The 25,174-nt window shown below is 70.7% G+C and carries 23 protein-coding genes and 1 pseudogene; 12 read left to right on the forward strand and 12 right to left on the reverse strand.

Annotated features, from left to right (window positions below; all coding sequences use genetic code 11):
* Positions 1-77: 77 nt before the first annotated feature.
* From ACWD6R_RS26480 to ACWD6R_RS26490, 3 genes are read right to left on the reverse strand one after another with little or no spacing between them, the layout of a single operon-like run.
* Positions 78-467 carry a hypothetical protein gene (locus ACWD6R_RS26480; protein ID WP_451820992.1) on the reverse strand — a complete coding sequence of 130 codons (390 nt, stop codon included), beginning with the start codon at positions 465-467 and terminating at the stop codon, positions 78-80.
* On the reverse strand, positions 464-775 hold the full coding sequence (locus ACWD6R_RS26485; protein WP_451820993.1) for a hypothetical protein: 312 nt from the start codon (positions 773-775) through the stop codon (positions 464-466). The genes ACWD6R_RS26480 and ACWD6R_RS26485 overlap by 4 nt, the downstream gene beginning before the upstream one ends.
* The gene (locus tag ACWD6R_RS26490) at positions 772-1,743 is read right to left on the reverse strand and encodes an integrase catalytic domain-containing protein (RefSeq protein ID WP_451820994.1); all 972 of its coding nucleotides are present in this window, start codon (positions 1,741-1,743) and stop codon (positions 772-774) included. Before ACWD6R_RS26490 ends, ACWD6R_RS26485 begins: the two co-directional genes overlap by 4 nt.
* 40 nt (positions 1,744-1,783) lie before the next feature.
* Between ACWD6R_RS26490 and lon the strand changes: the two genes are divergently transcribed.
* Together lon and ACWD6R_RS26500 are read left to right on the forward strand one after the other, a co-directional pair.
* The gene (gene lon, locus ACWD6R_RS26495; RefSeq protein ID WP_451820995.1) at positions 1,784-4,204 is read left to right on the forward strand and encodes an endopeptidase La; all 2,421 of its coding nucleotides are present in this window, start codon (positions 1,784-1,786) and stop codon (positions 4,202-4,204) included.
* A gap of 180 nt (positions 4,205-4,384) precedes the next feature.
* Entirely contained in the window at positions 4,385-4,516 is a 132-nt protein-coding gene (locus ACWD6R_RS26500) for a hypothetical protein (protein ID WP_451820996.1), read from the forward strand.
* A 4-nt stretch (positions 4,517-4,520) separates the two neighbouring features.
* Here ACWD6R_RS26500 and ACWD6R_RS26505 read toward each other — a convergent pair whose 3' ends face one another.
* Both ACWD6R_RS26505 and ACWD6R_RS26510 read right to left on the reverse strand, forming a co-directional pair.
* Positions 4,521-5,201 carry a polysaccharide deacetylase family protein gene (locus tag ACWD6R_RS26505; RefSeq protein ID WP_451821028.1) on the reverse strand — a complete coding sequence of 227 codons (681 nt, stop codon included), beginning with the start codon at positions 5,199-5,201 and terminating at the stop codon, positions 4,521-4,523.
* A 264-nt stretch (positions 5,202-5,465) separates the two neighbouring features.
* Positions 5,466-6,317 (reverse strand): lysozyme, encoded by an 852-nt coding sequence (locus tag ACWD6R_RS26510; protein WP_451820997.1) that lies wholly within the window; start codon positions 6,315-6,317, stop codon positions 5,466-5,468.
* Between the two features lie 242 nt (positions 6,318-6,559).
* On the opposite strand from ACWD6R_RS26510, the gene ACWD6R_RS26515 reads away from it, so the two are divergent.
* Entirely contained in the window at positions 6,560-7,042 is a 483-nt protein-coding gene (locus tag ACWD6R_RS26515; RefSeq protein WP_451820998.1) for a MarR family winged helix-turn-helix transcriptional regulator, read from the forward strand.
* A 111-nt stretch (positions 7,043-7,153) separates the two neighbouring features.
* Here ACWD6R_RS26515 and ACWD6R_RS26520 read toward each other — a convergent pair whose 3' ends face one another.
* Positions 7,154-7,939, reverse strand: coding sequence for a hypothetical protein (locus tag ACWD6R_RS26520; protein ID WP_451820999.1), 786 nt, complete (start codon positions 7,937-7,939; stop codon positions 7,154-7,156).
* Between the two features lie 365 nt (positions 7,940-8,304).
* Between ACWD6R_RS26520 and ACWD6R_RS26525 the strand changes: the two genes are divergently transcribed.
* The 7 genes from ACWD6R_RS26525 (at position 8,305) to ACWD6R_RS26555 (ending at position 16,107) form a co-directional block, all read left to right on the forward strand.
* Complete coding sequence (locus tag ACWD6R_RS26525) at positions 8,305-11,205, forward strand: nitrate- and nitrite sensing domain-containing protein (protein ID WP_451821029.1); 2,901 nt, start codon at positions 8,305-8,307, stop codon at positions 11,203-11,205.
* Positions 11,202-11,684, forward strand: a complete 483-nt coding sequence (locus ACWD6R_RS26530) for a roadblock/LC7 domain-containing protein (protein WP_451821000.1) — start codon at positions 11,202-11,204, stop codon at positions 11,682-11,684. Before ACWD6R_RS26525 ends, ACWD6R_RS26530 begins: the two co-directional genes overlap by 4 nt.
* Entirely contained in the window at positions 11,681-12,094 is a 414-nt protein-coding gene (locus ACWD6R_RS26535) for a DUF742 domain-containing protein (protein ID WP_451821001.1), read from the forward strand. Before ACWD6R_RS26530 ends, ACWD6R_RS26535 begins: the two co-directional genes overlap by 4 nt.
* Entirely contained in the window at positions 12,075-12,725 is a 651-nt protein-coding gene (locus ACWD6R_RS26540) for a GTP-binding protein (protein ID WP_451821002.1), read from the forward strand. Before ACWD6R_RS26535 ends, ACWD6R_RS26540 begins: the two co-directional genes overlap by 20 nt.
* A gap of 297 nt (positions 12,726-13,022) precedes the next feature.
* Positions 13,023-14,261: a styrene monooxygenase/indole monooxygenase family protein gene (locus ACWD6R_RS26545; protein ID WP_451821003.1), complete on the forward strand. Its 1,239-nt coding sequence runs from the start codon at positions 13,023-13,025 to the stop codon at positions 14,259-14,261.
* An 80-nt stretch (positions 14,262-14,341) separates the two neighbouring features.
* Positions 14,342-14,950, forward strand: a complete 609-nt coding sequence (locus ACWD6R_RS26550; protein ID WP_451821004.1) for a hypothetical protein — start codon at positions 14,342-14,344, stop codon at positions 14,948-14,950.
* Positions 14,951-15,105: 155 nt separating this feature from the next.
* Positions 15,106-16,107, forward strand: a complete 1,002-nt coding sequence (locus ACWD6R_RS26555; protein WP_451821030.1) for a helix-turn-helix domain-containing protein — start codon at positions 15,106-15,108, stop codon at positions 16,105-16,107.
* A 338-nt stretch (positions 16,108-16,445) separates the two neighbouring features.
* Here the strand turns inward: ACWD6R_RS26555 and ACWD6R_RS26560 are convergent, their stop codons facing one another.
* The 5 genes and pseudogenes from ACWD6R_RS26560 to ACWD6R_RS26580 all read right to left on the reverse strand — a co-directional run bounded on the left by ACWD6R_RS26560 (position 16,446) and on the right by ACWD6R_RS26580 (position 22,230).
* Positions 16,446-17,630 (reverse strand): NlpC/P60 family protein, encoded by a 1,185-nt coding sequence (locus ACWD6R_RS26560; protein ID WP_451821005.1) that lies wholly within the window; start codon positions 17,628-17,630, stop codon positions 16,446-16,448.
* 196 nt (positions 17,631-17,826) lie between these two features.
* Positions 17,827-20,442 carry an outer membrane protein assembly factor BamB family protein gene (locus ACWD6R_RS26565; RefSeq protein WP_451821006.1) on the reverse strand — a complete coding sequence of 872 codons (2,616 nt, stop codon included), beginning with the start codon at positions 20,440-20,442 and terminating at the stop codon, positions 17,827-17,829.
* A 100-nt stretch (positions 20,443-20,542) separates the two neighbouring features.
* The gene (locus ACWD6R_RS26570) at positions 20,543-20,809 is read right to left on the reverse strand and encodes a hypothetical protein (RefSeq protein WP_451821007.1); all 267 of its coding nucleotides are present in this window, start codon (positions 20,807-20,809) and stop codon (positions 20,543-20,545) included.
* 196 nt (positions 20,810-21,005) lie between these two features.
* Positions 21,006-21,221: pseudogene (locus ACWD6R_RS26575) on the reverse strand (TetR/AcrR family transcriptional regulator); the annotation flags it as partial.
* Positions 21,222-21,294: 73 nt separating this feature from the next.
* On the reverse strand, positions 21,295-22,230 hold the full coding sequence (locus tag ACWD6R_RS26580; protein WP_451821008.1) for an AurF N-oxygenase family protein: 936 nt from the start codon (positions 22,228-22,230) through the stop codon (positions 21,295-21,297).
* Between the two features lie 187 nt (positions 22,231-22,417).
* On the opposite strand from ACWD6R_RS26580, the gene ACWD6R_RS26585 reads away from it, so the two are divergent.
* Both ACWD6R_RS26585 and ACWD6R_RS26590 read left to right on the forward strand, forming a co-directional pair.
* Positions 22,418-23,521 carry a ferritin-like domain-containing protein gene (locus tag ACWD6R_RS26585; RefSeq protein WP_451821009.1) on the forward strand — a complete coding sequence of 368 codons (1,104 nt, stop codon included), beginning with the start codon at positions 22,418-22,420 and terminating at the stop codon, positions 23,519-23,521.
* 156 nt (positions 23,522-23,677) lie between these two features.
* Positions 23,678-24,574 carry an ADP-ribosylglycohydrolase family protein gene (locus ACWD6R_RS26590; RefSeq protein WP_451821010.1) on the forward strand — a complete coding sequence of 299 codons (897 nt, stop codon included), beginning with the start codon at positions 23,678-23,680 and terminating at the stop codon, positions 24,572-24,574.
* On the opposite strand, the gene ACWD6R_RS26595 is transcribed toward ACWD6R_RS26590, so the two are convergent.
* On the reverse strand, positions 24,516-25,025 hold the full coding sequence (locus tag ACWD6R_RS26595) for a DUF3291 domain-containing protein (RefSeq protein WP_451821031.1): 510 nt from the start codon (positions 25,023-25,025) through the stop codon (positions 24,516-24,518). The genes ACWD6R_RS26590 and ACWD6R_RS26595 overlap by 59 nt on opposite strands.
* Between the last annotated feature and the right edge of the window lie 149 nt (positions 25,026-25,174).

The raw sequence follows: 25,174 nt of genomic DNA on the forward strand, positions 1-25,174 counted from the left end.
CCTCCGCCGCCAGCTCGTCCTTATCCCGACCTCGTGCACTCACGACAGACCATTCTGCCTCAATCGCACACCAAGATCTATCCCTGTAGTACTAGTTCATGAGCCCGACCCAGCTGGGTCAGGGCAGTCGTCTTGCCCGTGCCGGAGGCGCCGGAGAGGATCACACCGCGACGGGCAGAGATCTGATTGCGGTTGAGCTGGATCAGCAACCGCGAGGTGGCGATGACCTTGCGGATGGTCGGGGTGTTCACCATCGGCAGGTCGGCGTGATACTCCCGGCGCCGTTCCTCCTCGCGCAGGCGCTCGTTCCGGTTCAGCGCTGCCTGTTCGGCCGCCGTCAGCAGGCGGGGCGGGACCGGCTCATGCGCGACGAAATGGCCCCATCCCTCCTTCGTGGTCAGCGGACTGTCCGGAGGTGCCGTCCCGCCCGCTTCGATGTCCGGGACGGACGGCTTGCGCTTGCTCATAGCCACCTTTCGGCTTCTGCGCGGGCGTCGAATACCCCGAAACCTGCCACCGCGGCCGGAGGACGGGCCTCGGGCTCTGGACCGGGGGCCATCTCGATCTCAGGTGTCACAGCCGGCGCGCGGACGGCAGCAGCGACGCGGGTGCGGCCGACCACCTTGGCCGACCGGGTGTCCGGGCCGTGCTCGGCGCGGGTCAACAGCGTGTCCAGGACGCGGGCCACCGCCGTCTCGTTGGTGTCGTCCAGGCCCGACTCGGCGGCCAGGCGACGGGCGTGCTGCCACGTGAAGTCCGCGAAAGGCGCGTTCACCAGCGGCAGGTGGACCCAGGGGACGGTGATCCAGCCCTGTTGGGTGCGTACGAACACCTGGGACAGGTCGTAGGGGTCGTAGTGGACCTCCCAGAGACCGCGCTTGGCGGCATGTCCGGAGTGCTGGCGCCGCAGGGCCCCAACTCGGCGCTGTCGTAGGTGCGGTAGTTGATCCTGATGCCGTAGCCGTTGATGGTCCGCCAGGTCACCGGCAGCAGTTCCAGGTAGTCCTCACCACGCAGGACCAGCGGCAGGTAGCCGCAGGCCGCGACCAGGGACGTGTACTTGTCGTTCGGCGACATCGCCTTCTTCGGGCGGAACAGGTCGCGCAGAGCATCGTGTGCTCTGGCCTGCCACCCGGCCAGCAGCCACTCGTCCAGCAAGTCCTGGAGTTCGGGGACCGTCCAGACGGCCCGATCCTCGATCCGCTCGCCGCGGCGCGAAACCTCCCGCCCGGTGTAGGCGGGAAGGTGCTGGACGAACAGCGTGTTGATCGCGGAGAACGTCGCCTCCACGATGGCCTTGTCGGTCGGCGTGCGCGGACGTGCTCTCTGCACCGAGATGCCGAGCCGGTCGCAGGCCCGCACGAAGGTGTCGGAGATGAACACCTTCCCGCCGTCGATGACGACGGTGTCCGGCACGATCACCGGTTTCGCCGCGGCCTGTTCCATCCGTGCGTCCACGTCCAGCAGCCGCAGGTGAGGCATCCGTGATGCCGCCATCCGCAGCGAGGCAGGCCAGCCGGGCCGCATCGGCTCGGGCACCAGCATCCGGGCCAGCAGCAACGAGGCGTCCACCGCCTTGGTGCCCACCGGCCGCAGTACCGCAGCGCGGATCGTCCGCGTTGCGACGTCGACCGCGATCGTCAGATCCGCGCGGGTGGTCAGCCCGGACCCGTCAAAAGACAGGTGGAAGAAGATCGCTGAGAGCGAACGCGGCCCCGGGAACATAAAGTCGCTCAGGAGCATTGAGTCTGCATAGCTCAACTTGAGTGCCGAAGGGGAGATCATGGCTACTGAGTCCAAGGCGGTCACTCCGCTCACCTTGCCTGTGCTGCCACTCGACGACGAGGTGGTGCTGCCCGGAATGGTGGTTCCTCTGGACCTGTCCGACACCGATGTCCGGGCCGCCGTCGAGGCTGCCCAGGCCGCCGCCCGTCCGGGTGGCGGCAAGCCCGAGGTGCTGTTGGTGCCGCGGATCGACGGGACCTACACCGGGACCGGTGTACTCGGCACCGTCGAGCAGGTCGGCCGGCTCTCCGACGGAGACCCGGGCGCCCTCATCCGCGGCCGTGACCGCGTGAGGATCGGTGCCGGAACCACCGGACCCGGGGCCGCGCTCTGGGTCGAGGGGACCCGCGTGGACGTCTCGGCTCCCGAGCCGCTCCCCGGCGCCGCCGCCGAGCTGGTCAAGGAGTACAAGGCCCTCGCCACCAGCTGGCTGAAGAAGCGCGGCGCCTGGCAGGTCGTGGACCGGGTCCAGCAGATCGACGACATCTCCGCACTCGCCGACAATTCGGGTTACTCACCGTTCCTCACCACCACCCAGAAGGTGCAGCTCCTGGAGACCGCCGACGCGGTCGCCCGGCTGAAGCTCGCCATCCAGTGGCTCGGCGAACACCTCGCCGAACAGGACGTCGCCGAGTCCATTGCCAAGGACGTCCAGGAGGGCGTCGACAAGCAGCAGCGCGAGTTCCTGCTGCGGCGCCAGCTGGAAGCCGTACGCAAGGAGCTGTCCGAGCTCAACGGCGATCCGGAGGATGAGTCCGACGACTACCGGGCGCGCGTCGAGTCCGCCGATCTTCCCGAGCACGTCCGTGAGGCCGCGCTCAAGGAGGTCGGCAAGCTGGAGCGCTCGTCCGACCAGAGCCCCGAGGGCTCCTGGATCCGAACCTGGCTGGACACCGTCCTCGAACTGCCGTGGACCGAACGGACCGAGGACGCGTACGACATCCGCGCGGCCAAGGAGATCCTCGACGCCGAGCACGCGGGCCTGGAGGACGTGAAGGAACGGATCACCGAGTACCTCGCGGTGCGCAAGCGCCGTGCCGAACGCGGCCTCGGGGTCGTGGGCGGGCGTCGGGGCGGTGCGGTGCTGGCCCTCGTCGGACCGCCCGGCGTCGGCAAGACGTCCCTCGGTGAGAGCGTCGCGCACGCCATGGGCCGCAAGTTCGTCCGCGTCGCGCTCGGCGGTGTGCGGGACGAGGCGGAGATCCGGGGCCACCGGCGTACGTACGTCGGTGCGCTCCCCGGACGCATCGTCCGCGCCATCAAGGAGGCCGGTTCCATGAACCCGGTCGTCCTGCTCGACGAGATCGACAAGGTCGGCTCCGACTTCCGCGGCGACCCGGCCGCGGCGCTCCTCGAAGTCCTCGACCCGGCGCAGAACCACACCTTCCGTGACCACTACCTGGAGGTCGAACTCGACCTCAGCGACGTCGTCTTCCTGGCCACCGCCAATGTCCTGGAAGCCATCCCGGAGGCCCTGCTCGACCGCATGGAGCTGGTCAGGCTCGACGGCTACACCGAGGACGAGAAGGTCGTCATCGCCCGCGACCACCTGCTCCCGCGCCAGCTGGAGCGGGCCGGTCTGGAGAAGGGCGAGGTGGCGCTCGACGAGTCGGCGCTGCGCAAGCTGGCCGGCGAATACACCCGTGAGGCGGGCGTACGCAACCTGGAGCGGGCCGTCGCCCGGCTGCTCCGCAAGGTCGCGGCCCAGCACGAACTGGGCGACCGGGAGCTCCCGTTCACCGTCACCGACGAGGACCTGCGGGGTCTCGTCGGACGGCCGCACCACGTCCCCGAGTCCGCCCAGGACCCGGCCGAGCGCCGCACCGCGGTGCCGGGCGTGGCGACCGGGCTCGCGGTGACCGGCGCCGGTGGTGACGTGCTGTTCGTCGAGGCGTCGCTGGCCGACCCGGAGACCGGCGCGGCCGGACTGACCCTCACCGGTCAGCTCGGCGACGTCATGAAGGAGTCCGCGCAGATCGCGCTGAGCTTCCTGCGCTCGCACGGCGCCGAGCTGGAACTGCCCGTCGCCGACCTCAAGGACCGGGGAGCGCACATCCACTTCCCGGCGGGCGCGGTGCCCAAGGACGGTCCGAGTGCCGGTATCACGATGACGACGGCGCTGGCCTCGCTGCTCTCCGGACGGCTCGTCCGTACGGATGTGGCGATGACCGGTGAGGTGTCGCTGACGGGACGGGTGCTGCCGATCGGCGGGCTGAAGCAGAAGCTGCTGGCCGCCCACCGGGCCGGTATCACCACCGTGGTGATCCCCAAGCGGAACGAGGCCGATCTGGACGACGTCCCGGCCGAGGTCCTGGAGAAGCTGGAGGTCCACCCGGTGACGGATGTCCGCCAGGTGCTGGAGATCGCCCTCGCCCCGGCCACGGCCAGGGCGGAGGAGAGGATCCCGGCCGCGGCGTGAGCGCCATGGCGTGACGGGCGTGGCATGACGTGCGCGGCCGGTCGGACGGCCCGCGCCACCCGAAAGGGCGGTGCGGGCCGTTCCGCTTGTCCGGGTACGGGAACGTGCTGTTCCGCGTCCGGGCGGGGGCCTGGAAAGGCCACGCTGCTGCCGCGGTCCGTCGGCCGGACCGCCGTCCCCGTGGACTCCGTGGTGCGGCCGGTCGACGAGGGGGCGGACGAGGGGCGGCTCGCGATGCGCCGGGTGAACCCGGACGGCACCGGGCTCAAGGACACCGGCGCACCGGTGCCGGGGCCCTGCTGTGCGTCGTGACGGCTCAGGGGCGGTAGACAGTCCCCGGCACCGGCTCGGCGGGGGCCATCAGCTGCGGGACCGTCACCAGGGTGTAGCCGCGCTCCTTCAGCGCGTCGATGATGCCCGGCACCGCGGGCACGGTCCCCTTGTAGATGTCGTGCAGCAGGATGATGCCGTCCTTGCTCGCCTGGTCGAGTATCCGCTTCTTGATCAGTGCGGAGTCGGTCGTCGAGTAGTCCTTGGCGGTGGCGCTCCAGAGGATCTGCGAGAGCCCCAGGTCCTTGCTGATGCCGGAGACCGTGTCGTCGGTACGGCCCTGCGGCGGGCGCATCAGCCGCGGCTTCTTGCCGGTGATCTTCGCTATCGCGTCCTGCGTCTTCTCCAGCTCGGCACGTATGTCGGCGGGCTTCCGGTCCGTCAGGATCTTGTGCGACCAGGTGTGGTTGGCCACCTCGTGGCCCTCCGCCTCGATGCGGCGCACCGTGTCGGGGTGCTTCAGCACGTGGTTCTTGCCGAGCAGGAAGAAGGTGGCGTGCACCTTCTTCTCCTTGAGGATGTCCAGCAGGTGCGGGGTGTCCTCGCCGGGCCCCGCGTCGAAGGTCAGCGCTATGCACTTCGCCTTACGGCAGTCCACCGGGCCGAACGAGCCCTTGGAGTCGGAGGCTGCGTCCCCTCGCGCCGAGCCCGGGGCCGTGCTCTGCATCGAGCAGCCGCTCAGCGTGAGAGTGACTGCCGTCACAAGAGCGACGGTCAACCCCGTACCGATCGACTTCGTCTTCCTGGGCAAGATCACGTCACTCCCTCACGGCTGAACATCGCACAAGGTGTGCGATGTCCAGGGACTATACACGGGGCGTATACATCGAGTGCATAGTGACGGAGGCGGAGGCGGAGACGGAGGTGACGGTGGAGGCGTGCGGGAGCCCCGGTGACGGGGTGCGTCACCGGGGCTCCGGGGAGCGGAGGCTCAGCCGTTGGCGAGTGCCTGTACGCGGTCGAGAGCGCCGTTGAAGTGGTTGTGGTCGCCGACGTACGGGCCGGACGACGTGTACTGCCAGATCGTGTAGTAGCCCCAGCCGGCCGGGAGCGTGCCGACCGTGGTGTCGTAACGGGCCACCCACAGCGGGTTGGTGGTGCCGAAGCCCGCGTTGTTCCCGGTGCAGGTCGTCCACCAGCTGGTCGCGGTGTAGATGACCGCGTCACGCCCGGTGCGCGCCTTGTACGTGTTCACGAAGTCGCGGATCCAGGAGACCATGCCGGCCTGCGTCTTGCCGTAGCACTGCGCGCCGTACGGGTTCCACTCGATGTCGAGCACGCCGGGCAGCGTCCTGCCGTCCCTCGACCAGCCGCCCCCGTGGTCCACGAAGTAGTTGGCCTGGGTGGCGCCGCTCGTGGTGTCCGGGGTGGCGAAGTGGTACGCACCGCGGATCATGCCGACGTTGTACGAGCCGTTGTACTGCTGCGCGAAGTAGGGATTCGTGTAGTACGTGCCCTCGGTGGCCTTGGTGTAGGCCCACCGGACGCCGCTGTTCCAGAGAGTCGCCCAGCCGACGTTGCCCTGGTGACTGCTGACGTCCACGCCCTCGGTCTGGGCGACAAGCGTTTCCCGCGGCAGGCCGCCCTGGCCGTCGTGGGCGATGACGCCCATGCCCATTGTGGCCGACCCGCGCGCGGGCTTCTTGGCGGCGGCCGTGGGGGAGTCGGCCGCGGTGGCCGCGCCGGGCAGGGTGAGCAGAAGCGAAAGAGCTGCGAGGAGGGTTCCCAGCGCCGCCAGGCGTGAGCGGCGGGTCGTTCCGGATCCGGATCTGTGCACGGGCATGTGCGTGCCTCCGAGGCCTCGGTGGGGGGATCTGCAGACCCAGGGGGGCGGCTCGGCGCACCCCCTGTGGCATGTCATGGTGTGGACATGCCAGTAGTGACGCTACGCACGTAGACCCGTGCGGGGGAAGAGGGCCTGGGCGGTGCCGTTGGTCTACGCCTGCGAAATACTGGCCGAGCTGCGGTGATGACCAGCGGCGAAAGAAACTTTCAGCGGCAGGAAAGCTCATGAGGGGTGTTGACGTGCGCGGGAGCGAAAGCGGTAGTGAACCCGGCGCGACCGGAGGAAGTGGTGTGGACCACGAATTCCTGGCACTGGAGCGGGAATTGGCTGTCTTTCTGCGCCGCGCGCGGGCCAGTTCCGGTGAGATGGCGCGGGAGGTCCATCCCGAGCTGGAGGCCGCGGCGTACGGACTCTTCGTACGGCTGGAGTCGGTGGGGCAGCAGCGGGCCACCGATCTCGCCGCGTACTTCGGCGTCGGGAAGGCGACCATGAGCCGTCAGCTGCGCGCCCTGGAGGAGCTCGGACTGGTGGCGCGCGAGCCCGATCCGGCCGACGGGCGGGCCTTCCTCGTCCATCTCACCGACGAGGGGCTGGCGCGCTTCCGCAGCGTCCGCGACGCGCGCCGCGACCGGTACGTGAGCAAGCTCGCCGACTGGGACCGGACCGAGGTGGCGGAATTGGCACGGCTGCTGCACCAATTGAACGCGCGGGCCGAGGACTGACGCCGGCCGGGCCCGAACCCGGCCCGGCCAGGCATCCCCGGGTACTCTCCGACCCCGCCCCGTGGAAACCGCCCACGCCGCCGGCGCGGGCCAACCCCGTACCTGGGTGACCTACAGCGCCACGTAGACCGCCGTCGCGTCGTCGTGCGTCTTGCTGCGCCGCAGATACGCACGCTCCGCGTCCGCGTCCTCCAGGGCCCTGACCCGGTCGATCAGCCCCTGTGTGCCCTCCTTGTGGAGCACCGCGAGGCAGGCCGCCCAGTCGCCCTCGTGGAACATTTCCGTCCAGCGGCTCGCCCCGTCCGTCAGCGCGGCCACCGCCCGCACCTCGGTGAGCGGCGTCCGCCCGGTCACGGCGCGGACCGCCACCCCGGGGTCGGCGGCGGCGGTGAAGAAGCCGCCCTCCTTGTTCCGTACCTGCGTATCGGCGATCGCGTCGGTGGCCAGGGAGCCCGGCGGCAGCCGGTCGAGCCGGTCGTCGAGCAGCGCGCGCACCGTTCCGTCCGGCGACTCGAACAGTAGTACGGAGTCGGAGAGCACCAGGTGCTCGATCTCTTCCCCGTCCCAGCGCACCACGACGACGGTCGCCTGGGGAGTGCGTACGTGAGAAAGGTCACACAGGGCGCGATGTGTGTCGGCGGTGCGCCGGATGGACTCGGCGAGGATCTCGGTGAGCGTCAGATCCCGCCGCGAACCCGACAGTTCGACCAGCGATCCGCCCAGCCGCGCGGTGAACCAGGGCACGGAGTGCACACAACCGTCGTCCCCCCGTGGCGGAGTGACTCCGTCGAGCAGAACCAACGTGCCACCCCCGCCGGAAGCGGGAAGCGCGGTGGCTGCCCAGTCCTCGTTGGGGCGCTCGGGGCTACCGGGGACCGAGGCGAGTTCGATGCGCATACGGCCAGTCTGCACGACGCCTTCACGGGGCCTGCACGATCGCGGCGTTGGGCCGTACCAGCAGGTCAGTGGGGAGGCTTGAGCGGAAGGAGTGGCTCCGCACCGGGTGCGGGCGGGCATCCTGCCAAAGCCCGGGCGGAAGTTCCAGCCGATGGTCCAGGTGTGGGCTGCGGCGCCCGGGGGGAGACTTGTTCGTCAACTCCGGAGTGATGTTCACTCGTTCAGGTGGCGGAGCGGTTGATGCGCGCCCCCTCTCAAAAGCACTGGAATGGTCAGAAGCCGTACCAGGGGTCGGGGTGTCCTTCCACATATGACCGTGCGTCACCTCTGCTTCAAGGGTGGACGAGTCAAGATTGCGAGCACCGGTGCAGAAGAAGCGGCCGCGGAGCAAAGGCAGCGAGCGAAGCGGTGCCGGGGCGACACCTCCGGCGCCGAGCGGGAGTGAGCCGACCCGGCGCACCGTCCGCGTACGCAGCCGGCTGGTCGCCGGCGTCGCGGTCGTCGGCATCACCGTCATCGCCGCGGGCGCACCCGCGGCCCTCGGCGCCTCCGCCGAACTGACCGAGTCCCAGCGGTTGGTCACCCTTGCGCAGCTGAACCAGCAGGCGGTGGCCCTCGCCCACTCCCTCGCGGACGAGCGCGACGAAGTCACCGCCTACATCGCGGGCGGCCGGGACGGGAAGTCCGACGCGAAGAACGACGGCCCCAGCGCCCGCGTCGACCAGCAGATCGACGAGATCCGCGACACGGCTCCCGCCGCGCTGCGCCGCGACCTCTCCACGATCCCCTCCCTGCGCCGCACCGCCCTCACCGGCAAGGGCTCGGCACTCGCCGCCCACCAGGCGTACTCCGAGGTCATCGCCAAGCTCCACGACCTCGCCGACGACCTCGCCGAGGAGACCCCGCCGCGGGCTGCCGAGGCCACCCGTGCGCCCCTCGCCCTCGGCCGGGCCGCCGATCAGGCCTCCGCCACCCGCGGGCTGCTCATCGCCGCGCTCTCCGTGCCCCGCAAAGAGGCCACCCCGCAGATCGACCCGTTCACCGGGCTGCCCGTCCAGACCCAGGACGAGGGCGGCAGCGAGGACGACCGCAACCGTGACGAGCTGAGCGCCGCCGCCCAGCAGGCCAGGGTCCGCGAGCTCTCCTCGCTCGCCGACTTCGACCAGGCCGCGGGCAGCACCGCCCGCGAGAAGCTCTCCTCCACCGTCACCGGGCCCGAGGTCAACCGCGCGGAGAAGTACCTCGCCGCACTCACCGACCGTCCCGAGCTGTCGGACTCCGACCAGAAGGCCGACCGGAAGACGGTCGAGGCGGCACTCTCCGCCCGCGTCGACCGGATGCGCAGCGTCGAGTCCGCCCTCGGCACCGACCAGGTGCGACGCCTGGAGCAGCTGCGCGACGACGACGTCACCGCTCTCGAACTGCGCATCGCGCTCCTCGGCGGCTGTCTGCTGATCGCCGTCGGCGTCTCCACCGCCGTGGCCCGTACGCTGACCCAGCCGCTCGCCGTCCTGAGGATCGGCGCCGCCCGCCTCGCCGCGGAGCCCGCCACCGCCGAGCCGGTCCGCTACACCGGCCGCAACGACGAGTTCGCCCAGGTCGTTCGATCCCTCAACGCCCTCCACGGCAAGCTGAACGGGCTGCTCCACGAGTTCAACGGCCGGTTCGGGGATCTGGAGAACGAGCGCGGCGAACTGATCGCCGGACGCGAGGCCCTCACGCTCCAGCGCGCCGAACTCCAGCTCCGCACCGCCGATCTGACCGCCCAGCTGGAGCGACTCAAGAACACGGTCCACCACACCTTCGTGAACCTCTCGCTGCGCACCCTCGGCCTCGTCGAGCGCCAGCTCGGCGTCATCGAGAGCCTGGAGGAGCGCGAGCAGGACCCGGAGCGGCTCACCACCCTCTTCAAGCTCGACCACATGGCCACGGTCATGCGGCGCCACAGCGAGAACATGCTGGTCCTCGCGGGCGCCGAGCACGGCCACGGGCACTCCGGCCCGATCCCGCTGGTCGACGTGTTGCGTGCGGCCGTCAGCGAGATCGAGCGGTACGAGCGGGTCACCATCCAGTCCCTGCCACCGCACGCCCAGATCGCCGGTTTCGCCGCCGACGACCTCAGCCACCTGGTCGCCGAACTCCTGGAGAACGCGACCTCCTTCTCGCCGCCCGACTCGCATGTCGAGCTCTCCGGCTGGCTGCTGGAGACCGGCGAGGTGATGCTCTCCGTGCAGGACGAGGGCATCGGCATGTCGTCCGTACGGATGGGTGAGCTCAACGCCCGCCTGGCCGACCCGTCCTCGTTCGAGGCGGGCGAGCAGAGCGCCGACGGCGCGGGCCTCGGACTCCAGGTGACGTCGCTGCTCGCTGCGCGCCACGGGGTGAGGGTCCAGCTGCGCGAGCACAAGGACGGCGGGGTCACGGCGGTCGTCGTACTGCCGCAGGCGTTGCTGCCGAAGGCGCCGCCCGGCGCCACGCCGCCGCCCGTGACCGCGCCGGGGGACGCGCCCGCGGTGAACCTGCCCGGATCGGTCGCCGAGGCCAACTCCAATGCCCTGCCGGGCCGGACGCTCGCGCTGCCCGGCGACCCGCTGATCGCCGCCGCCGAGCAGAAGATCCGCGAGTCGGCAGCGGACCCGGCCCAGGCGAAGGCGCCCGCTCCGGCGGAAGTGCGCGCTCCGGCGGAGGTGCCCGCTCCGGCGGAACCCGAGCCGGTCGCCCCCGCCGAGTCCGAGTCCGAGTCCGAGACCACGATGCAGGTCCGGCTCCCGGAGCTCCGGGATGTCCCCGCGGCTCAGCCGGTCCCGTCGGCCGCACCGGCCCGCGAGACCCCGGCGACCCCCGACCCGTACGCCGTCGGCCCCGACCGCCACGAGCGCACCGCGGACGAGGCCCCGGAGCCCTTCACCGCCCCGGCTCCTTCCCCGGCGCCCGCCGCCGAGGTCTTTCCCGGCCCCCGGCAGCCGGAGCCGCAGGCCGAGCGCATCACCGACAAGGGCCTTCCCAAGCGCACCCCCAAGGTCCTCAGGCCCGCCGCCGCCCCCACCGCCGAGCGCAAGGGCAGCCTGGACAAGGACGCGCTGCGCCGCCGCCTCGGCGGTTTCCACCAGGGGGCGAAGGACGGCCGCCGCGACGTCGAGGCGGAGATCGCCGACGGTGCCGTCACCGGTGCCGGCACCGCACAGACCGAGCAGACCGAGCGGGCAGACCGTTTCGGCGGTCGAACCGATGAGACGGGGGACACAGTCGAGGAGGCACGCAGTTGACTGCGCCCAGCACATTCGGGCTGAGCACCGAGGCCCGGAACCTTCACTGGTTGCTGAGCAATCTCGTGGAAGAGGTGCCAGGGGTCCATTCGGTCACCGTTGTCTCGTCCGACGGACTGATGCTGCTCTCCTCCGACCCCGGCCGCCAGACAGCCGCAGCGACAGGCGGCCTGCAGGACGGCCCCCGGGGCTCCAGCGCCGACCTGGCGACCATCGTCTCCGGCATCGGCTCCCTCACCATCGGCGCCGCGAAACTGATGGACGGCGGCGGCGTCAAGCAGACCATGGTCGCCATGGACGAGGGCAGCGTCTTCGTCATGTCGATCAGTGACGGTTCGCTGCTCGGCGTGCACGCCACCCCCGACTGCGACATGAGCGTCATCGCGTACCACATGGCGCTCTTCGTCGGCCGTGCCGGACACGTACTCACCCCCGAACTCCGCAGTGAACTGCGCAAATCGATGGAGAGCGCCCAGTGACGCCCGCTGCTGAACCCGCCCGCAAGCTTCCGGTCCGCGGGTCCGACCGACGGCCCGCCCGGGTCCGCCCGTACTCGCTCACCGGCGGCCGCACCCGCTTCGGTCACGTCCTTCTCGTCGAGACGTTCGTGGCCGCGCTGGAAGCGCCCGAGGAGCGCCGCGAGCTCACCAACGGCAACCTCGCCACGCGGGTGATGCCGGAGCTCCAGGCCATTGTCGAAATCTGCCGCCGCATGCGTACGGTCGCGGAGATCTCGGCCCTGTTGAAGATGCCGCTCGGCGTGGTCCGAGTGCTGCTCAGCGACTTGGCCGACCAGGGAAAGATCCGTGTGTACGGGACCGGTCACGGCACCGGTCAGCCCGACCGCGCACTGCTCGAAAGGGTGCTGAATGGACTCCGTCGTCTCTGATCCGCTCCTGTCCGCCCCGCGTCAGCCGGGACCGGAGGACCAGGCCGAGGAGTCGCTCCAGGCCTGGCAGTTGGATCACACCAGGGCCCCCGTTGCCACGAAGATAGTGGTCGCGGGCGGGTTCGGGGTCGGCAAGACGACCTTCGTGGGATCGGTCTCCGAGATCACCCCGCTGCAGACCGAAGCGCTGATGACCCAGGCCAGCGAGGAGACCGACGACCTCACCGCGACGCCCGACAAGGTCACCACGACCGTGGCGATGGACTTCGGCCGTCTCACGCTCGACGACGACCTCGTGCTGTACGTGTTCGGCACGCCCGGACAGCAGCGCTTCTGGTTCATGTGGGACGACCTGGTGCGCGGCGCGATCGGTGCGGTGGTGCTCGCCGACACCCGGCGGCTCTCCGACTGCTTCCCCGCGCTCGACTACTTCGAGAGCTGCGGACTGCCGTACATCGTGGCCGTCAACCACTTCGAGGGGACGCTCGGTTACGAGGCGGAGGACGTCAGGGAGGCCCTGACCGTACCCCCGGACGTGCCTGTTGTGATCATGGACGCGCGTAACAGGATCACCGCCGTCGAGTCGCTGCTGGCCCTCGTGGGTCACGCTCTTGACGCGACCCCCGCCTAGCGCCGCTCCCGGCAAGCTTTGCCCCGTCGCGCCGCCCAGCACGCGCGGGACGACGCTCCTTGGACCGACCGGTAATTGGGGGGCGGCGTCACGGGGCTGGGGCACGCACCTCGCGGCGTTGTCGTCCATCACCATGGCTCCGCCATGGCTCAATCCTCCGCCTTGCGATGCACGCACCCCAGCCCCGCTCCTTCACCCACCCCCCAATTGCCGGTCGGTCTTATGGGGCAAACATTGCCGGTCACGGCACTGGACACACCTCGCGCACGTACCACGTAGACGTAACGGAGAACCGCGATGCGGAAGATACTCATAGTCGGAGCCGGCCAGTCCGGTCTCCAGCTCGCCCTCGGACTGCAGTCCAATGGGTACGAAGTCACCCTGATGTCCAACCGCACCGCCGACGAGGTCCGGTCCGGCCGGGTCATGTCGACGCAGTGCATGTTCGACACCGCGCTGCAGCACGAGCGCGACCTTCAGCTCAACTTCTGGGAGTCCCAGGCCCCGCGCATCGAGGGCCTCGGCGTCTCGGTCGCCGCCCCCGACTCCTCGCGCGCCATCGACTGGGTCGGCAAGCTGGACGGCTTCGCCCAGTCCGTCGACCAGCGCGTGAAGATGGCCGGCTGGATGGAGACGTTCGCCCAGCGCGGCGGACAGCTCGTCATCCACGGTGCGGCCGTCTCCGACCTCGACTACTTCTCCCGCACCTACGACCTGGTGATGGTCTCCGCGGGCAAGGGCGAACTGGTCTCCATGTTCGGCCGGGACGCGTCCCGTTCGCCGTTCGACGCCCCGCAGCGAGCCCTGGCCGTCGCGTACGTCCACGGCATGGGCCCGCGCCCCGAGCACCCCGAGTTCGACGCGGTCCGCTGCAACCTGGTCCCCGGTGTCGGCGAGCTCTTCGTGATGCCGACCCTGACCACGTCCGGCCGCGCCGACATCCTGTTCTGGGAAGGCATCCCGGGCGGCCCGCTGGACGTCTTCCAGGGCATCAAGGACCCCTCCGAGCACCTCGCGAAGACGCTGGAGCTCATGGAGCAGTTCACGCCGTGGGAGTACGCGCGTGCCACCAAGGTCGAACTGACCGACGCCAACGGCACCCTGGCCGGCCGCTACGCCCCGACCGTGCGCAAGCCGATCGGCCGGCTGCCCGGCGGCGGCCTGGTGCTCGGCGTGGCGGATGTCGTCGTCGCCAACGACCCGGTCACCGGCCAGGGCTCCAACTCCGCCTCCAAGTGCGCCGACGCGTACCTGAAGTCGATCATCGAGCACGGCGACCAGGCCTTTGACGCGGACTGGATGCAGTCCACGTTCGACCGCTACTGGGACACCGCGCAGCACGTCGTGAAGTGGACGAACGCCATGCTCGGCGTACCGCCGGAGCACGTGCTGAACCTGATCGGCGCCGCCGGTCAGCTGCAGCCGGTCGCCGACCGGTTCGCCAACGGGTTCAACAACCCGGCGGACTTCGACAACTACTTCTTCGACCCGGAGAGGACGAACGCGTACCTCGCCGAGGTATCTGCCGCTGTTTAAGCGTCTGACCTGCGAAGCAGTGGTCAGCGTTGGTGACTGTGGGCCGCCCTCGGACGGCCCACAGGCGGCCCGGTCGGCGCATGCGCGGCGCCGCCGGTTGCCCCAACGCGGCCGGCGGTCTGGGCCACGGCGGCGCCATCAAGCACGGCAGCGACAAGACGAACCTGAAGATCTACCAGGACGGCACGCTGGTCAAGACCCACGACTGGCTGTCCACGTCGATCGCCAATCTCCCGACCACGACCTCCACGTACACCTTCGACCTGAGCGCCGAACGCGACGCGGACATCTACCGGCTGTCCACTCGCGTCCACTCGGTGTGGCAGGTGAAGTCCGCCCCGGCCGACCCGGCGCGGATCGACCAGATGGCGGTGCTGCAGCTGGACTACAACATCGACACCGACCTCGCCGGTGACGCCCGCGGCGGCAGCCAGTCGCTCCGGGTCACCCCGGGGCACCTGCCGAACGCGGTCGGCGCCGGGAAGATCGAGGGCACCACGCTGTCGGTGTCGTACGACGACGGCGCGACCTGGAAGCCGGCGCAGCTGCGCCAGGACGGCACGTCCGGTGCCTGGACCGCCTCTTACGACGCCCCGCACCACGGCTATGTGTCGCTGAAGGCCGAGGCCTGGGACGACGCAGGCAACCGCGTCAGCCAGGAGGTGATCCGCGCCTACGGTCTGAAGTAGGCGAAAAGGCCCGATACGGAGGCTGTCGGCCCCCTTCCATCACGTCACCCACCCCCCCCAGTGACTGATGGAACGATAGCCTCCGTATTCTCACCTGGACTTCGCTCGATCGATGCGATCGAACCACTCGATCACGAGGAGGTCCTGTGCTCTCGATGCTCGGGCTCGGCCCGGCCGAGGAGGAGGTCTACCGCCTCCTGGTGGCCCGTGCCGGCGCCAACGCCGACCAGCTGGCGGCCGAGACCGGCCGCCCGCCCTGCGAGGTGCTGCCGCTGCTCACCGCGCTGGCCCGGCGCGGCCTCGCCATGGTCGGCACCGACGGCGGCGAGAGTGACGAGGGTGACGGCGCCTGGCCGGAGACGTCGACGGTCTTCACCGCCGCGCCCCCGGCCATAGCGCTCGGCGGAACGTTGCGGCAACGCCGCGACGACCTACGGGCCGCCGAAGAATCCCTGCTGGCACTCACCGAGGAGTACCGCAACGCGGCGGCCGGCGGCAGCATCGTCGAAGTGATCACCGACCCCTGCGCGGTACGGCACCGCTTCATGCAGCTCCAGGAGTCCGCCCGGCACGAGATCCGGGCGATGATGGTGCCGGAGTCCACCGTCGTGCAGCCCGAGCACAACACCGCCGAGCACGCCGGGGTGCGCCGCGGTGTGCTCTACCGCACCATCGTGCAGCGCGAGGCGCTGGGCCAGCCCGGCATGGTCGCCGAGGCGCTGGGCGCGATCGCGGCCGGCCAGCAGGTCGGCGTCGCGGAATCGGTGCCGGTGAAATTCATGATCGCCGACCGGGAGCTGGCCATGGTGCCCCTGCTGCCGGGGCGCCGCTCCGCCCCCGCCTCGATCCTGGTGCACGCCTGCGGGCTGCTGGAGGCCCTGATCGCCTACTTCGAACTGGCCTGGGAGCGCGCCTATCCGCTCTCCCCCAACACGGTGGGCGACGGCGTCACCGAGGTGCGCCCCGACGGCCTGGACGAGATGGACGCCCGGGTGCTGGCCCTGGTCCTGGCCGGTCTCACCGACCAGGCCGCCGCCGGCCAGCTCGGCGTCTCCCGCCGCACCGTCCAGCGCCGCATCGGTGAACTCATGCTCAAGGCGGGCGCGGAAAGCCGCATCCAGCTCGGCTGGATCGCCGCCCGCAGAGGGTGGGCCTGACGACCGCGCACGCCCATACGTACGTCACACGGGCAGGTGGGCAGGCAGGCGAACGGCGCAGCCACAGGCGGTCGATTCGGGGCCGGCGGCCCACAGATGACCCACGGCATGTCATGAGCCCTCAATCTGCGGAGAGTTCGCAGGTAGGGGGCTCGGCGCCCGTGTGTGCCTCATTCTCCGACCCGGAGAAGACGAACACGTACCTCGCGCAGGTCTCGGAGCCGGCGGCGGCCCGACCGCCGTACCGCCAGGACAGACACGATAGGCCGGGCCGGTTCCCGTCGGGAGAGCGACGGAGCGCGGCCCGGCTGACGTGTGTACGGGGGTACTGCGTGCGGCTACTCGTCGTCCGGCGCGGACGAGGAGTTGTACCCCGCATCCGAGCCGTCGGACGTGTTTTGGGCCGGCTCCGGGAGGCTGTACCTGCTCAGCGGCGGGCTCTCCGGATCCGGACGCACGGCGCCCAGCGGCGGATTCGACGCCAGCGGCGAGACCTTCACCTGCGACCCGGGCCGGGGCGCCTGCACCACCAGGCCGTTGCCGACGTACAGGGCCACGTGCGTGGCCTTCGGGAAGTAGATCACCAGGTCACCCGGGCGCAGCGCGTTCAGCGGTACCTTCCGCAGCTGCTTCCACTGCTCCTGCGAGGTCCGCGGAATCGCGTGCCCCGCGTTCGCCCAGGCCTGCGAGGTGAGCCCGGAGCAGTCGAACGACCCCGGACCCTCCGCGCCCCACACATACGGCTTGCCGAGCTGCCTGACCGCGTATTTCACCGCCTCGTCGCCCTCCTGAGACGGCGGCCGGGCCGAGGACAGGGCGCCCGAGGTGACCAGCGTGCCCTGGGCCTTGTCCGTGGCCTGCTGCTCCAGCCGGGACACCTTGGCGATCTGCTCGGCGGAGAGCTTGGCCAGCAGCGCCTCCACCTTGCTCAGCCGCGACTGCACGGTGTCGCGCTGCTTCTTCTGCCGCGCGGCCAGCACCCGCTGCCTCTCGAGCACCTTGCGGGACGCGGAGGCCAGCCCGTCGGCGCGCTTCTCGGCGCCGGTGAGCCGCTTCACGGTCGCGGCCCGGCCGGCCGCCACCCGCTGAATGACGTGTTCCTGGTCCAGGGCGTGCTCGGGATCGCGGGACAGCATCAGCTGGACGTACGAGGAAAAGTCGGACTGCCCCTGGTACTGCTTCCGGGCCAGCCGCCCCGCGTCGTTGCGGCTGCGGCCCAGCGCGGTCCGCGCCACGGCGAGAGCGGTGTCCAGCTTCTTCGCCTCCGTCTTCCGCTTCTTCAGCTTCGCCGTGGTTCCGTTGTACGCCTCGCTGGCCTCCTCGGCCTGCTGGTACAGGTTCTTGAGCTCGGTCAGCAGCTCAGCGACGCTCTTCGTGGCGTGTGGCTCACGAGAGGGGCCGGAGGGGCCGGGACTGCTCGGGTCCGTGGGGGCGGCGACGGCGGGGGCGGCGACGGCGGGTGAGGCCGCGACCGCCGCGGCGAGTGCTGCCGCGCAGACGGTGCGCAGAACCCTGGACGACACGGGATCACCTCCGATGACGGGGCGATCGCGGGACTACCCCATGAGTGAGCGCAACGCGTCAATACGGTCACTCGGGGGCGGGCGACGCAAGAACCGTGCGGCGTGGCGGCACCCGGATTCGCCCGGACGGCGGGACGACCCTCAAGGGGCCTGGCGGATCACGGCCGGGGCCCTGATCCGCCGGACACCCCCGAGGTCACTTCACCGGGAACGCGTAGAACATCCGTTCCCGCTGGACGACGGCGGACTTCCCGAAGGCCAGCACCCGGTACGGGGCGGTGACCGTGGCGCCCTTCGGGTCCTGCACCCCGATGTCCTGGAACTTCCACAGTCGCCGGCCGTCCGCCGCGGCGAACGCGGTGACCTGCGCGGCCCCGGCCGCCAGCACCGTCCTGCCGCTGGAACTCACGGTGACGACCGGCGCCCATCCGCTGGGAACCGCCTCGGTGGACCGCCACCAGCGCAGCTTTCCGGACTCCCGCTCGACCGCGCCCACTTCCTGGTCGCGGCTGGTGGTGTGCAGCAGGGCCCCGGCCGGGACCGGTGTCCCGAACACGGACCCGGGCGTGCCGTTCAGCGTCCACTTCGGCTTGCCCGCGGGCATCTCGAACGACTGGAGGGCGTCGCCCGCCGCCGCGTACAGCAGTCCCTGGTCATCCCCGACGGCTGCCCCGTCCGGACCGACCGTGCTGAACGACTTGGTCCACAGCAGCTTCCCGCTCCTGCGGTCGAACCCACGGAAGACGGCCTTGCCCTTGGCGGCCTTGACGTCGCCGGGGGTGAGCGTCGCGCTCTTCTGGCGTACGACGATGTCGTCGGGGCGGACGGCGATCAGCTGGTAGGCGGGGGTCGTCGATTCCCGGCCGGTGGGTACGGGGGTCCGCCACAGCTCCTTGCGCCGCACGATGTCGTACGCGAACAGGAACGACGTGACGACCTGCGTGTCCTTCCCGGGCTTCTTGCCCTTCTTCGGCTTCTTGGCCTTCACGGTGACCTTGTGCGAGCCGGTGAACCAGATCGCCGGACCGGACTGGCCGATGACGTCGGACACCGTCAGGAACGGTGCGCCCTCGAACTGGTTCTCGTACGCCACCCGGTGCGCGACCGTTCCGTCCTTCGGCGACAGCCAGAGGAACTCGGACGGCCCGGCGACGAAGCAGAACGCGTCACCGGCAGCCAGGGCCGCCTGCCCCTTCGCCGCGTCCGGGCACTCCCAGAGGCGGTGGCCGGTCCGCAGATCGACGGCGGAGGCCTGCGTCTCGCCGGTCAGCACGAGCAGCCGGTCGCGCCAGAGCGCGGCGGTGAGCGGCGTGGGTTCGGCCTCGGGGTGGCTGTACACCCAGCGCGGCTGCGGCGGCAGCCCGGCCACGGTGGGGCCGCTGGGGGACGGGGCGGGCTTGCCGTCGTCCGGGGCGTCGGAACCGTCGGCCCCGAGGGCGAGCGCACCCCCACCGCCGACGATCAGCCCGGCCGCGCCGGCGGCCGCACCGAAGAGCAGGGTGCGACGGTCGAGGGCGGCGGAGGGGGACGAGGAGGAGGGTGCGGGTGGGGGCGTGGGCGTCACGGGCGGCGGGGGCGAGGCGGGAATTGCCGCTGCCGGGGCCGGGAGGGGGCGCGGCACGAGCGGCGCGACGGGCGGCAGGACGGCGGGCAGCCGGTCCGGGGGACCGGTCCGTTCACGCGGGATGGACAGCTGGGTGGTCGGCCGGTCGGGCTCCGGGGCGCGGGGGCTGCCGACGCTTCCGATCCGGGTGGTCCGGGTGTCCTCTCCGAGGCCGCTGTCGCCGGGCGCGCCGGTGGCGGGGCTGTCGGGTGCGGCGTCGGCAGGTTCGGTGAGAGACCCGCGCGGGGCTGTGCCGACGGGGCTGTCCGCCGGCTCGTCGGCCGCGCCTGCGGACACCAGCTCCCTGACGCGGGACTCCTGTTCCGTAAGCGTCTTCGACAGCTGCTCCGGCAGCCAGCCGCCCCTCGCGAGGCCCGCCGCGCCCTCCAGTGCCAGTCCCGCCGCCACCGTCCCGGAGCTCGGCCGGTCGGCCGGGTCCTTGGCCAGGCAGCGCGCGATCAGCCCGCGCAAGTCCTCCGGGACCGCGCCCAGTTCCGGCTCCGCATGCGCGATCCGCTCGGCTGCCTCCGCCGCCGGGCCGTCCGCGAGCGGGGTCGTGCCGGTCGCCGCGTACGCCAGCAGCAGGCCGAGCACGAAGAGGTCGGAGGCCGGTCCCGCCGTCTCGCCCTCGACCTGCTCCGGGGTGAGATATCCGAGCCGTACGGAGAGCTGCCCGCCCGTTCTGGCCTCGGCATCGGCCGCCGCGCCCAGCGGGCCGAAGGCGGTGAGCCGCGGTCCGTCCCCGGCCAGCAGCACGGTCCTCGGGGCGAGCCCCTCCAGTACGGCCCCGGTGGCGTGCACCCGGGAGAGCGTCTCGGTGATGCCCGCGCCCAGTATCCGCACGGCACGCTCGGGGAGGGGACCCGCGGCGTCGATCGCCTCGGCGAGCGTCAGCGCCGGTACGTACGCCACGGCCGTCCACAGCTCCCCGTCGTCCGTACGGGTGGCGACCTGCGGCTGGACCCAGCCACCCGCCAGCCGGTCCGCGGTGCGCGCCTCCGCCTCGAAGCGGCGGCGGAAGGCGGGCAGTGCGGCAAGCTCGGGCCGGGCCGCGGTGATCACGACGGTCTGGTCCGCGGTGCCGTCCGTGGTGTCGGCCGCGCTCGCGTCGTGCGCGAGGTAGTGGACAGCGCTCGCCGTCTCGCGGAACCGCGCCAGCACGGTGTACGGACCGAAGCGGCGTGGGTCGTCCTGACGCAGCGCCTCCATGGCGCACCCCCTTGTGACCGTTCTCGTGACCATGGATCCGTCGATCCTAGAGGGTCCGGCAATCGAGAGGCGGCCGACGCACCCCGCCGGGACCAGCGGGTCAGATCGGTTTCGACCAGGGCCACTTGAGAGTGTGGCGCTCGCGGCCCTCGGGGGCGTACTCGTACACCCAGCCGCGCTGCACACCCAGCCGCTTGGAGTATCCGGCCGGGACCCGCCGGTACGCGTACACGGTGGCCGGTCCGCCGTCGGCGTCCGGCACCGGGACCTCGTACCACTTGGGCGGGTGGCCGGTCGAGCCGACGAGGACGGGGAGGACCCGCCCGTCCAGCGGGCCGCCCCTGAAGGTGGTGTTCTCGCTTCTCACGTCCCCAGTCTGACCCAGGGCGTGTTCCGGGGCTCGCGGCCTCCCCGGCCACAAGGAGTGGGCTCCCGGCGTCATGCGACTTTGCTTGCGGCGTTGTCGTCGGTCACCGACGCTCCGCGTCGACTCCGTCCTCCGCCTTGCCATCGAAGCCGCATGACGCCGCTCGCTGATCCACTCCCTGTCGTGGGGGAGGCCGTCAGTCCGGTGGCAGCAGGTGGGCCGCCCCGCCGACCACGGGGACCAGCCGGGCCGCCAGCTTCCCGGCAGGACCGGAGGCGGTCTCCAGCGGCAGCAGTGCCGCCACCACGGATGCCGTCTCCTCGTCCGTCGCCGCGGTGGCCGCGAGCAGGACGATCAACTGGTCGACCAGCCAGGCGCGCAGCTCGTCGGCGACGGGCCGTTTCTCCTCGTCCGGACAGGTCGCGGCTCCCGGCCATGATCCGCCGGGCACTCCCTGCGGCGCTCCCCCCGCCGGGGGAGCCGGCTCAGGCCAGCAGACCCGAGCTCTTCCACAACCTGCGCCCCAACCCGTTCAACACGCCGATGTCGTCGAGGAAGTCCGTCAGCCGCTTCGCACCCGACTGCATGACCTCCGCCCGGTGGCCGCTCGCCTTCACCTGGGCGACGGCCTCGCGGCGGTTCAGGCCGACGTTCTCGTACACCTGCGGGTTGATGAAGCAGACGGAGAAGACGCGCGCCACCTCCCCGCAGCTCAGCCGGGTGAACTCGCGCTCCCAGCGGGGTGCCGTGACCATCTGGTGGCGCAGCTCCTCGCGGGCGTAGCGCACGTGCCGTGCCTCCTCGACCACATGGATCCGGGTCACGCCGCGCACCAGCGTCTGGACGCGTTCGTCCGGGAACGTCAGACGCTGCATCCAGTCGAGGATCTCCTCGCCGAGCAGGGTCGCGGCGAACGAACCGGGCGTCGTGGACACGGTCTTCAGCACCCGCGCCAGGTTGTGGTAGACGCGCGGTACGGGATAGCTGGGCGCCTGCCCCCACTGGATCATGCGGCCGAACATCATCGAGTGTCGGCACTCGTCGGCTATCTCGGTGAGCGCGTAACGGACATGATTGCTGGTCACCGGCTTGTCGTAGATGTGCCGGACCAGCAGCTGCATCAGGATGATCTCGAACCAGATGCCGAGCGAGGCCAGCGACGCCGCCTCGTGCCGGGCCAGGTCCATCCGCTGCTCCTCCGGCATCTTCCGCCACAGCGGGGTGCCGTAGAGGGAGACGAGCTCGGGCGGCCAGAACCACTTGCCGTCCTCGACCGCCGCATCCCAGTCGAGTTCGGTGTCCGGATCGAAGGAGTGCTTGGCCGAGGACTCCAGGAGGCGCTCGGCGATCTGCTCGCGGTCCCGAAGCGGGCCGAGTGCGTCGCGGAGCACCTGCACGTCGCGTTCGGTCACTGTCGTCATGGCTGGGGGCACCTCACACATGGGTTACCGGGGGTCACCTTTTATGAGACTGCTTGTCAGTAAGGCAGTCAATCCCCCGCGCACGACTTGTTGACCCGGCGTCTACCAACGTGTGAACCTGCCAACTGACGCCGCCCCCCAATTGCCGGTCGGTCTTATCGGAGCATGCGAGGCGAAGGAGCCGTCCGTGTCGACACGCGACCTCTACACCACCGCCCCCGACACGCCCCTGTGGCAGGTGCCCGCCTCCGGCGCGGCCCGCTTCAGCTGGGACTACGACGACGGCCGTGAACGCCTTCTCGCCCTCTACCAGAAGGGCAAGGACAAGCAGTGGGACGGCAACAAGCGCATCGACTGGTCCCTGGAGGTCGACCCCGCCGACCCGCTGGGCACCCCCGACGAGGCTCTCACGCTGTACGGCACCCCGCACTGGGCCAAGATGACCGAGAAGGACCGGGGCGAGCTGCGCAAGCACTACACCTCGTGGCAGTTCAGCCAGTTCCTCCACGGTGAACAGGGCGCGATGGTCTGTGCCGCCCGGATCGTGGAATCGGTCCCCGACCTGGACGCGAAGTTCTACTCCGCGACCCAGACCATGGACGAGGCCCGGCACGCGGAGATATACGGCCGGTTCCTGCACGAGAAGGTGCAGATGCTCTACCCGATCAACGACAACCTCCAGGGCCTGCTCGGCGACACTCTGCGCGACTCCCGCTGGGACATGCCCTACCTGGGCATGCAGGTCCTGATCGAGGGCCTGGCGCTGGCCGCGTTCGGCATGATCCGTGACACCACGGCCAAGCCGCTGCCCAAGCAGATCCTCGCCTACGTCATGCAGGACGAGGCCCGGCACGTCGCCTTCGGCCGGATGGCGCTGCGCGACTACTACAACCAGCTGAGCGACGCCGAACTGCGCGAGCGCGAGGAGTTCGTCATCGAGGGCTGCTACCTGATGCGCAACCGCCTCAGCGGCGTCGAGGTGCTGGAGAACTTCGGGATAGGCAAGAAGGAGGCCAAGGAGCTCTCCGAGCACTCGGAGTACCTGCAGCTCTTCCGCAAGCTGCTGTTCAGCCGGATCGTCCCGTGCGTCAAGGACATCGGTCTGTGGGGCGAGCGGCTACAGAAGGCGTACGTCGGCATGGGCGTCTTCGAACTCGGCGACTCCAACCTCGACCTGCTCATGGCCCAGGACGAGGAGATAGCCGAGCAGCTGGACCGGGACCGGTTCGCGGCGGAGGAGCGGGCGCGGGTCGCGGAGGTCGAGGAGGCGATAGCGGAGGGCGCCGCCTAGCCCTCGCCGCCGTGGTCCCGTGCGTGGAGAAGAGGCATGGACTCACCGTAGGACGCCCCGAAGAGGTCGAGATCATCCGTAGGCAGGACGGAACGAGCCGCTTCCGTGGGCCATGATGGATATACGACTTCTGCCTCCTACGTCAGGATGGCCCGTATGACGCCTCCGTCCACGGCCACGACCGCTGACTCGGCGGCGGCGCGGCGAAGCCTCGAAGGGCTCGCGCTCGGCGACGCGTTCGGAGAGCGGTGGTTCCCGCTCTTCCGCCCGCCCCGGCAGGCCTACAACGAGATCCGCGCCCGTCGCACCCCGGCCGAACCGGTCTGGCACTGGACCGACGACACCGCCATGGCACGCGCCCTGCACCGGGTCCTCGACGACCACGGCGAGGTCGACCAGGACCGGCTCGCCGCCTGCTTCGCCCTCGGGTACGACATCGACCCGGCCCGCGGCTACGGCCACGGCATGCACATCCTGCTGCCCGAGCTGCTGACCTCCCCGGCCGACTGGCGCACTCTCGCGCCCGGCCTGTTCGAGGGCGGCAGCCTCGGCAACGGCGCCGCCATGCGTGTCGCACCGCTCGGCGCCCGGTTCCATGCCGACCTCGAACGCGTAGTGCGCCAGGCGGAGTTGTCGGCCGAGGTCACCCATGCCCACCCGCAGGGCGTCGCGGGCGCGGTGGCCGTGGCCGTCGCCGCGGCGCTGCATGTGCGGGGCGAGTTCACCCTGACGGCGGTCGCCGACCGCACGCCCGAAGGGCCGGTACGGGACGGGGTCCGGCGCGCGGCCGACGTGCCGTTCACCACCGAACCGTGGAAGGCGGCCGACTTGCTCGGCAACGGGCAGCGCATCCGGGCCGACGACACGGTCCCGTTCGCCCTGTGGACCGCCGCCCGGCACCCGGACGATCTGGAATCGGCGCTCTGGGCCACGGCGGAGGGCTTCGGCGACGTCGACACGACCTGCGCCATCACCGGCGGGGTCGTCGGTGCGGTCACCGGAGTGGGCGGGGCGCCGGCCGAATGGCTGCAGCGGCGCGAGCCGTTGAGCTGAGCGCCGGGAAGCTGGTCCGCAGCGTGAACGCCCTGTCCGTCGGGCCGTGTTCGCGCAGGATCCGCAGGCGCTCCTCGGCATCCTGCACCGTCGGGCGCTCGCCCGCCGGAACCCACCACAGTGCGGTCATCGCCTCCTCCACCCGCTCGAACCATTCGCGGCGCCGGGCGAGGAGTTCACGATGCTGCCCCTGGTACATGAAGGCCGTCAGCGCGTCCGTGTCGCGCCACACCGACATGTTCACGATCAACCAGGAGTCTCCGAAAACCGGTACGTCGGTGGCGTTCCCGGTCTCGCTCTGCAGCCTCCAGATGAACCCCGCGGCTTGGTCGGCGACCGTGTTGACCGGATCGAGGGCGCCGACGAAGTCTTTCAACTCGGGTGAGTCCAGCGGGAATGTGAGCCGGGCGATGTTCACCTGGGCGAGTTCGTGGCCGGTCTCCGGCGTCATGGATGTCATGGCCGCAGTTTGACGTGCTCCCCGGCCTGAAGTCCGGGTATTCCTGCCACGGTTGGCTGACCGTTTCGGTGGCTTCCTGCTTCAACGCGCTGTGCTGGGACTTTCGTCCTGGTTTTACCTGCGCTCTGCGAGGCGTTTCG

Source organism: Streptomyces sp. NPDC005151, from assembly GCF_053599875.1.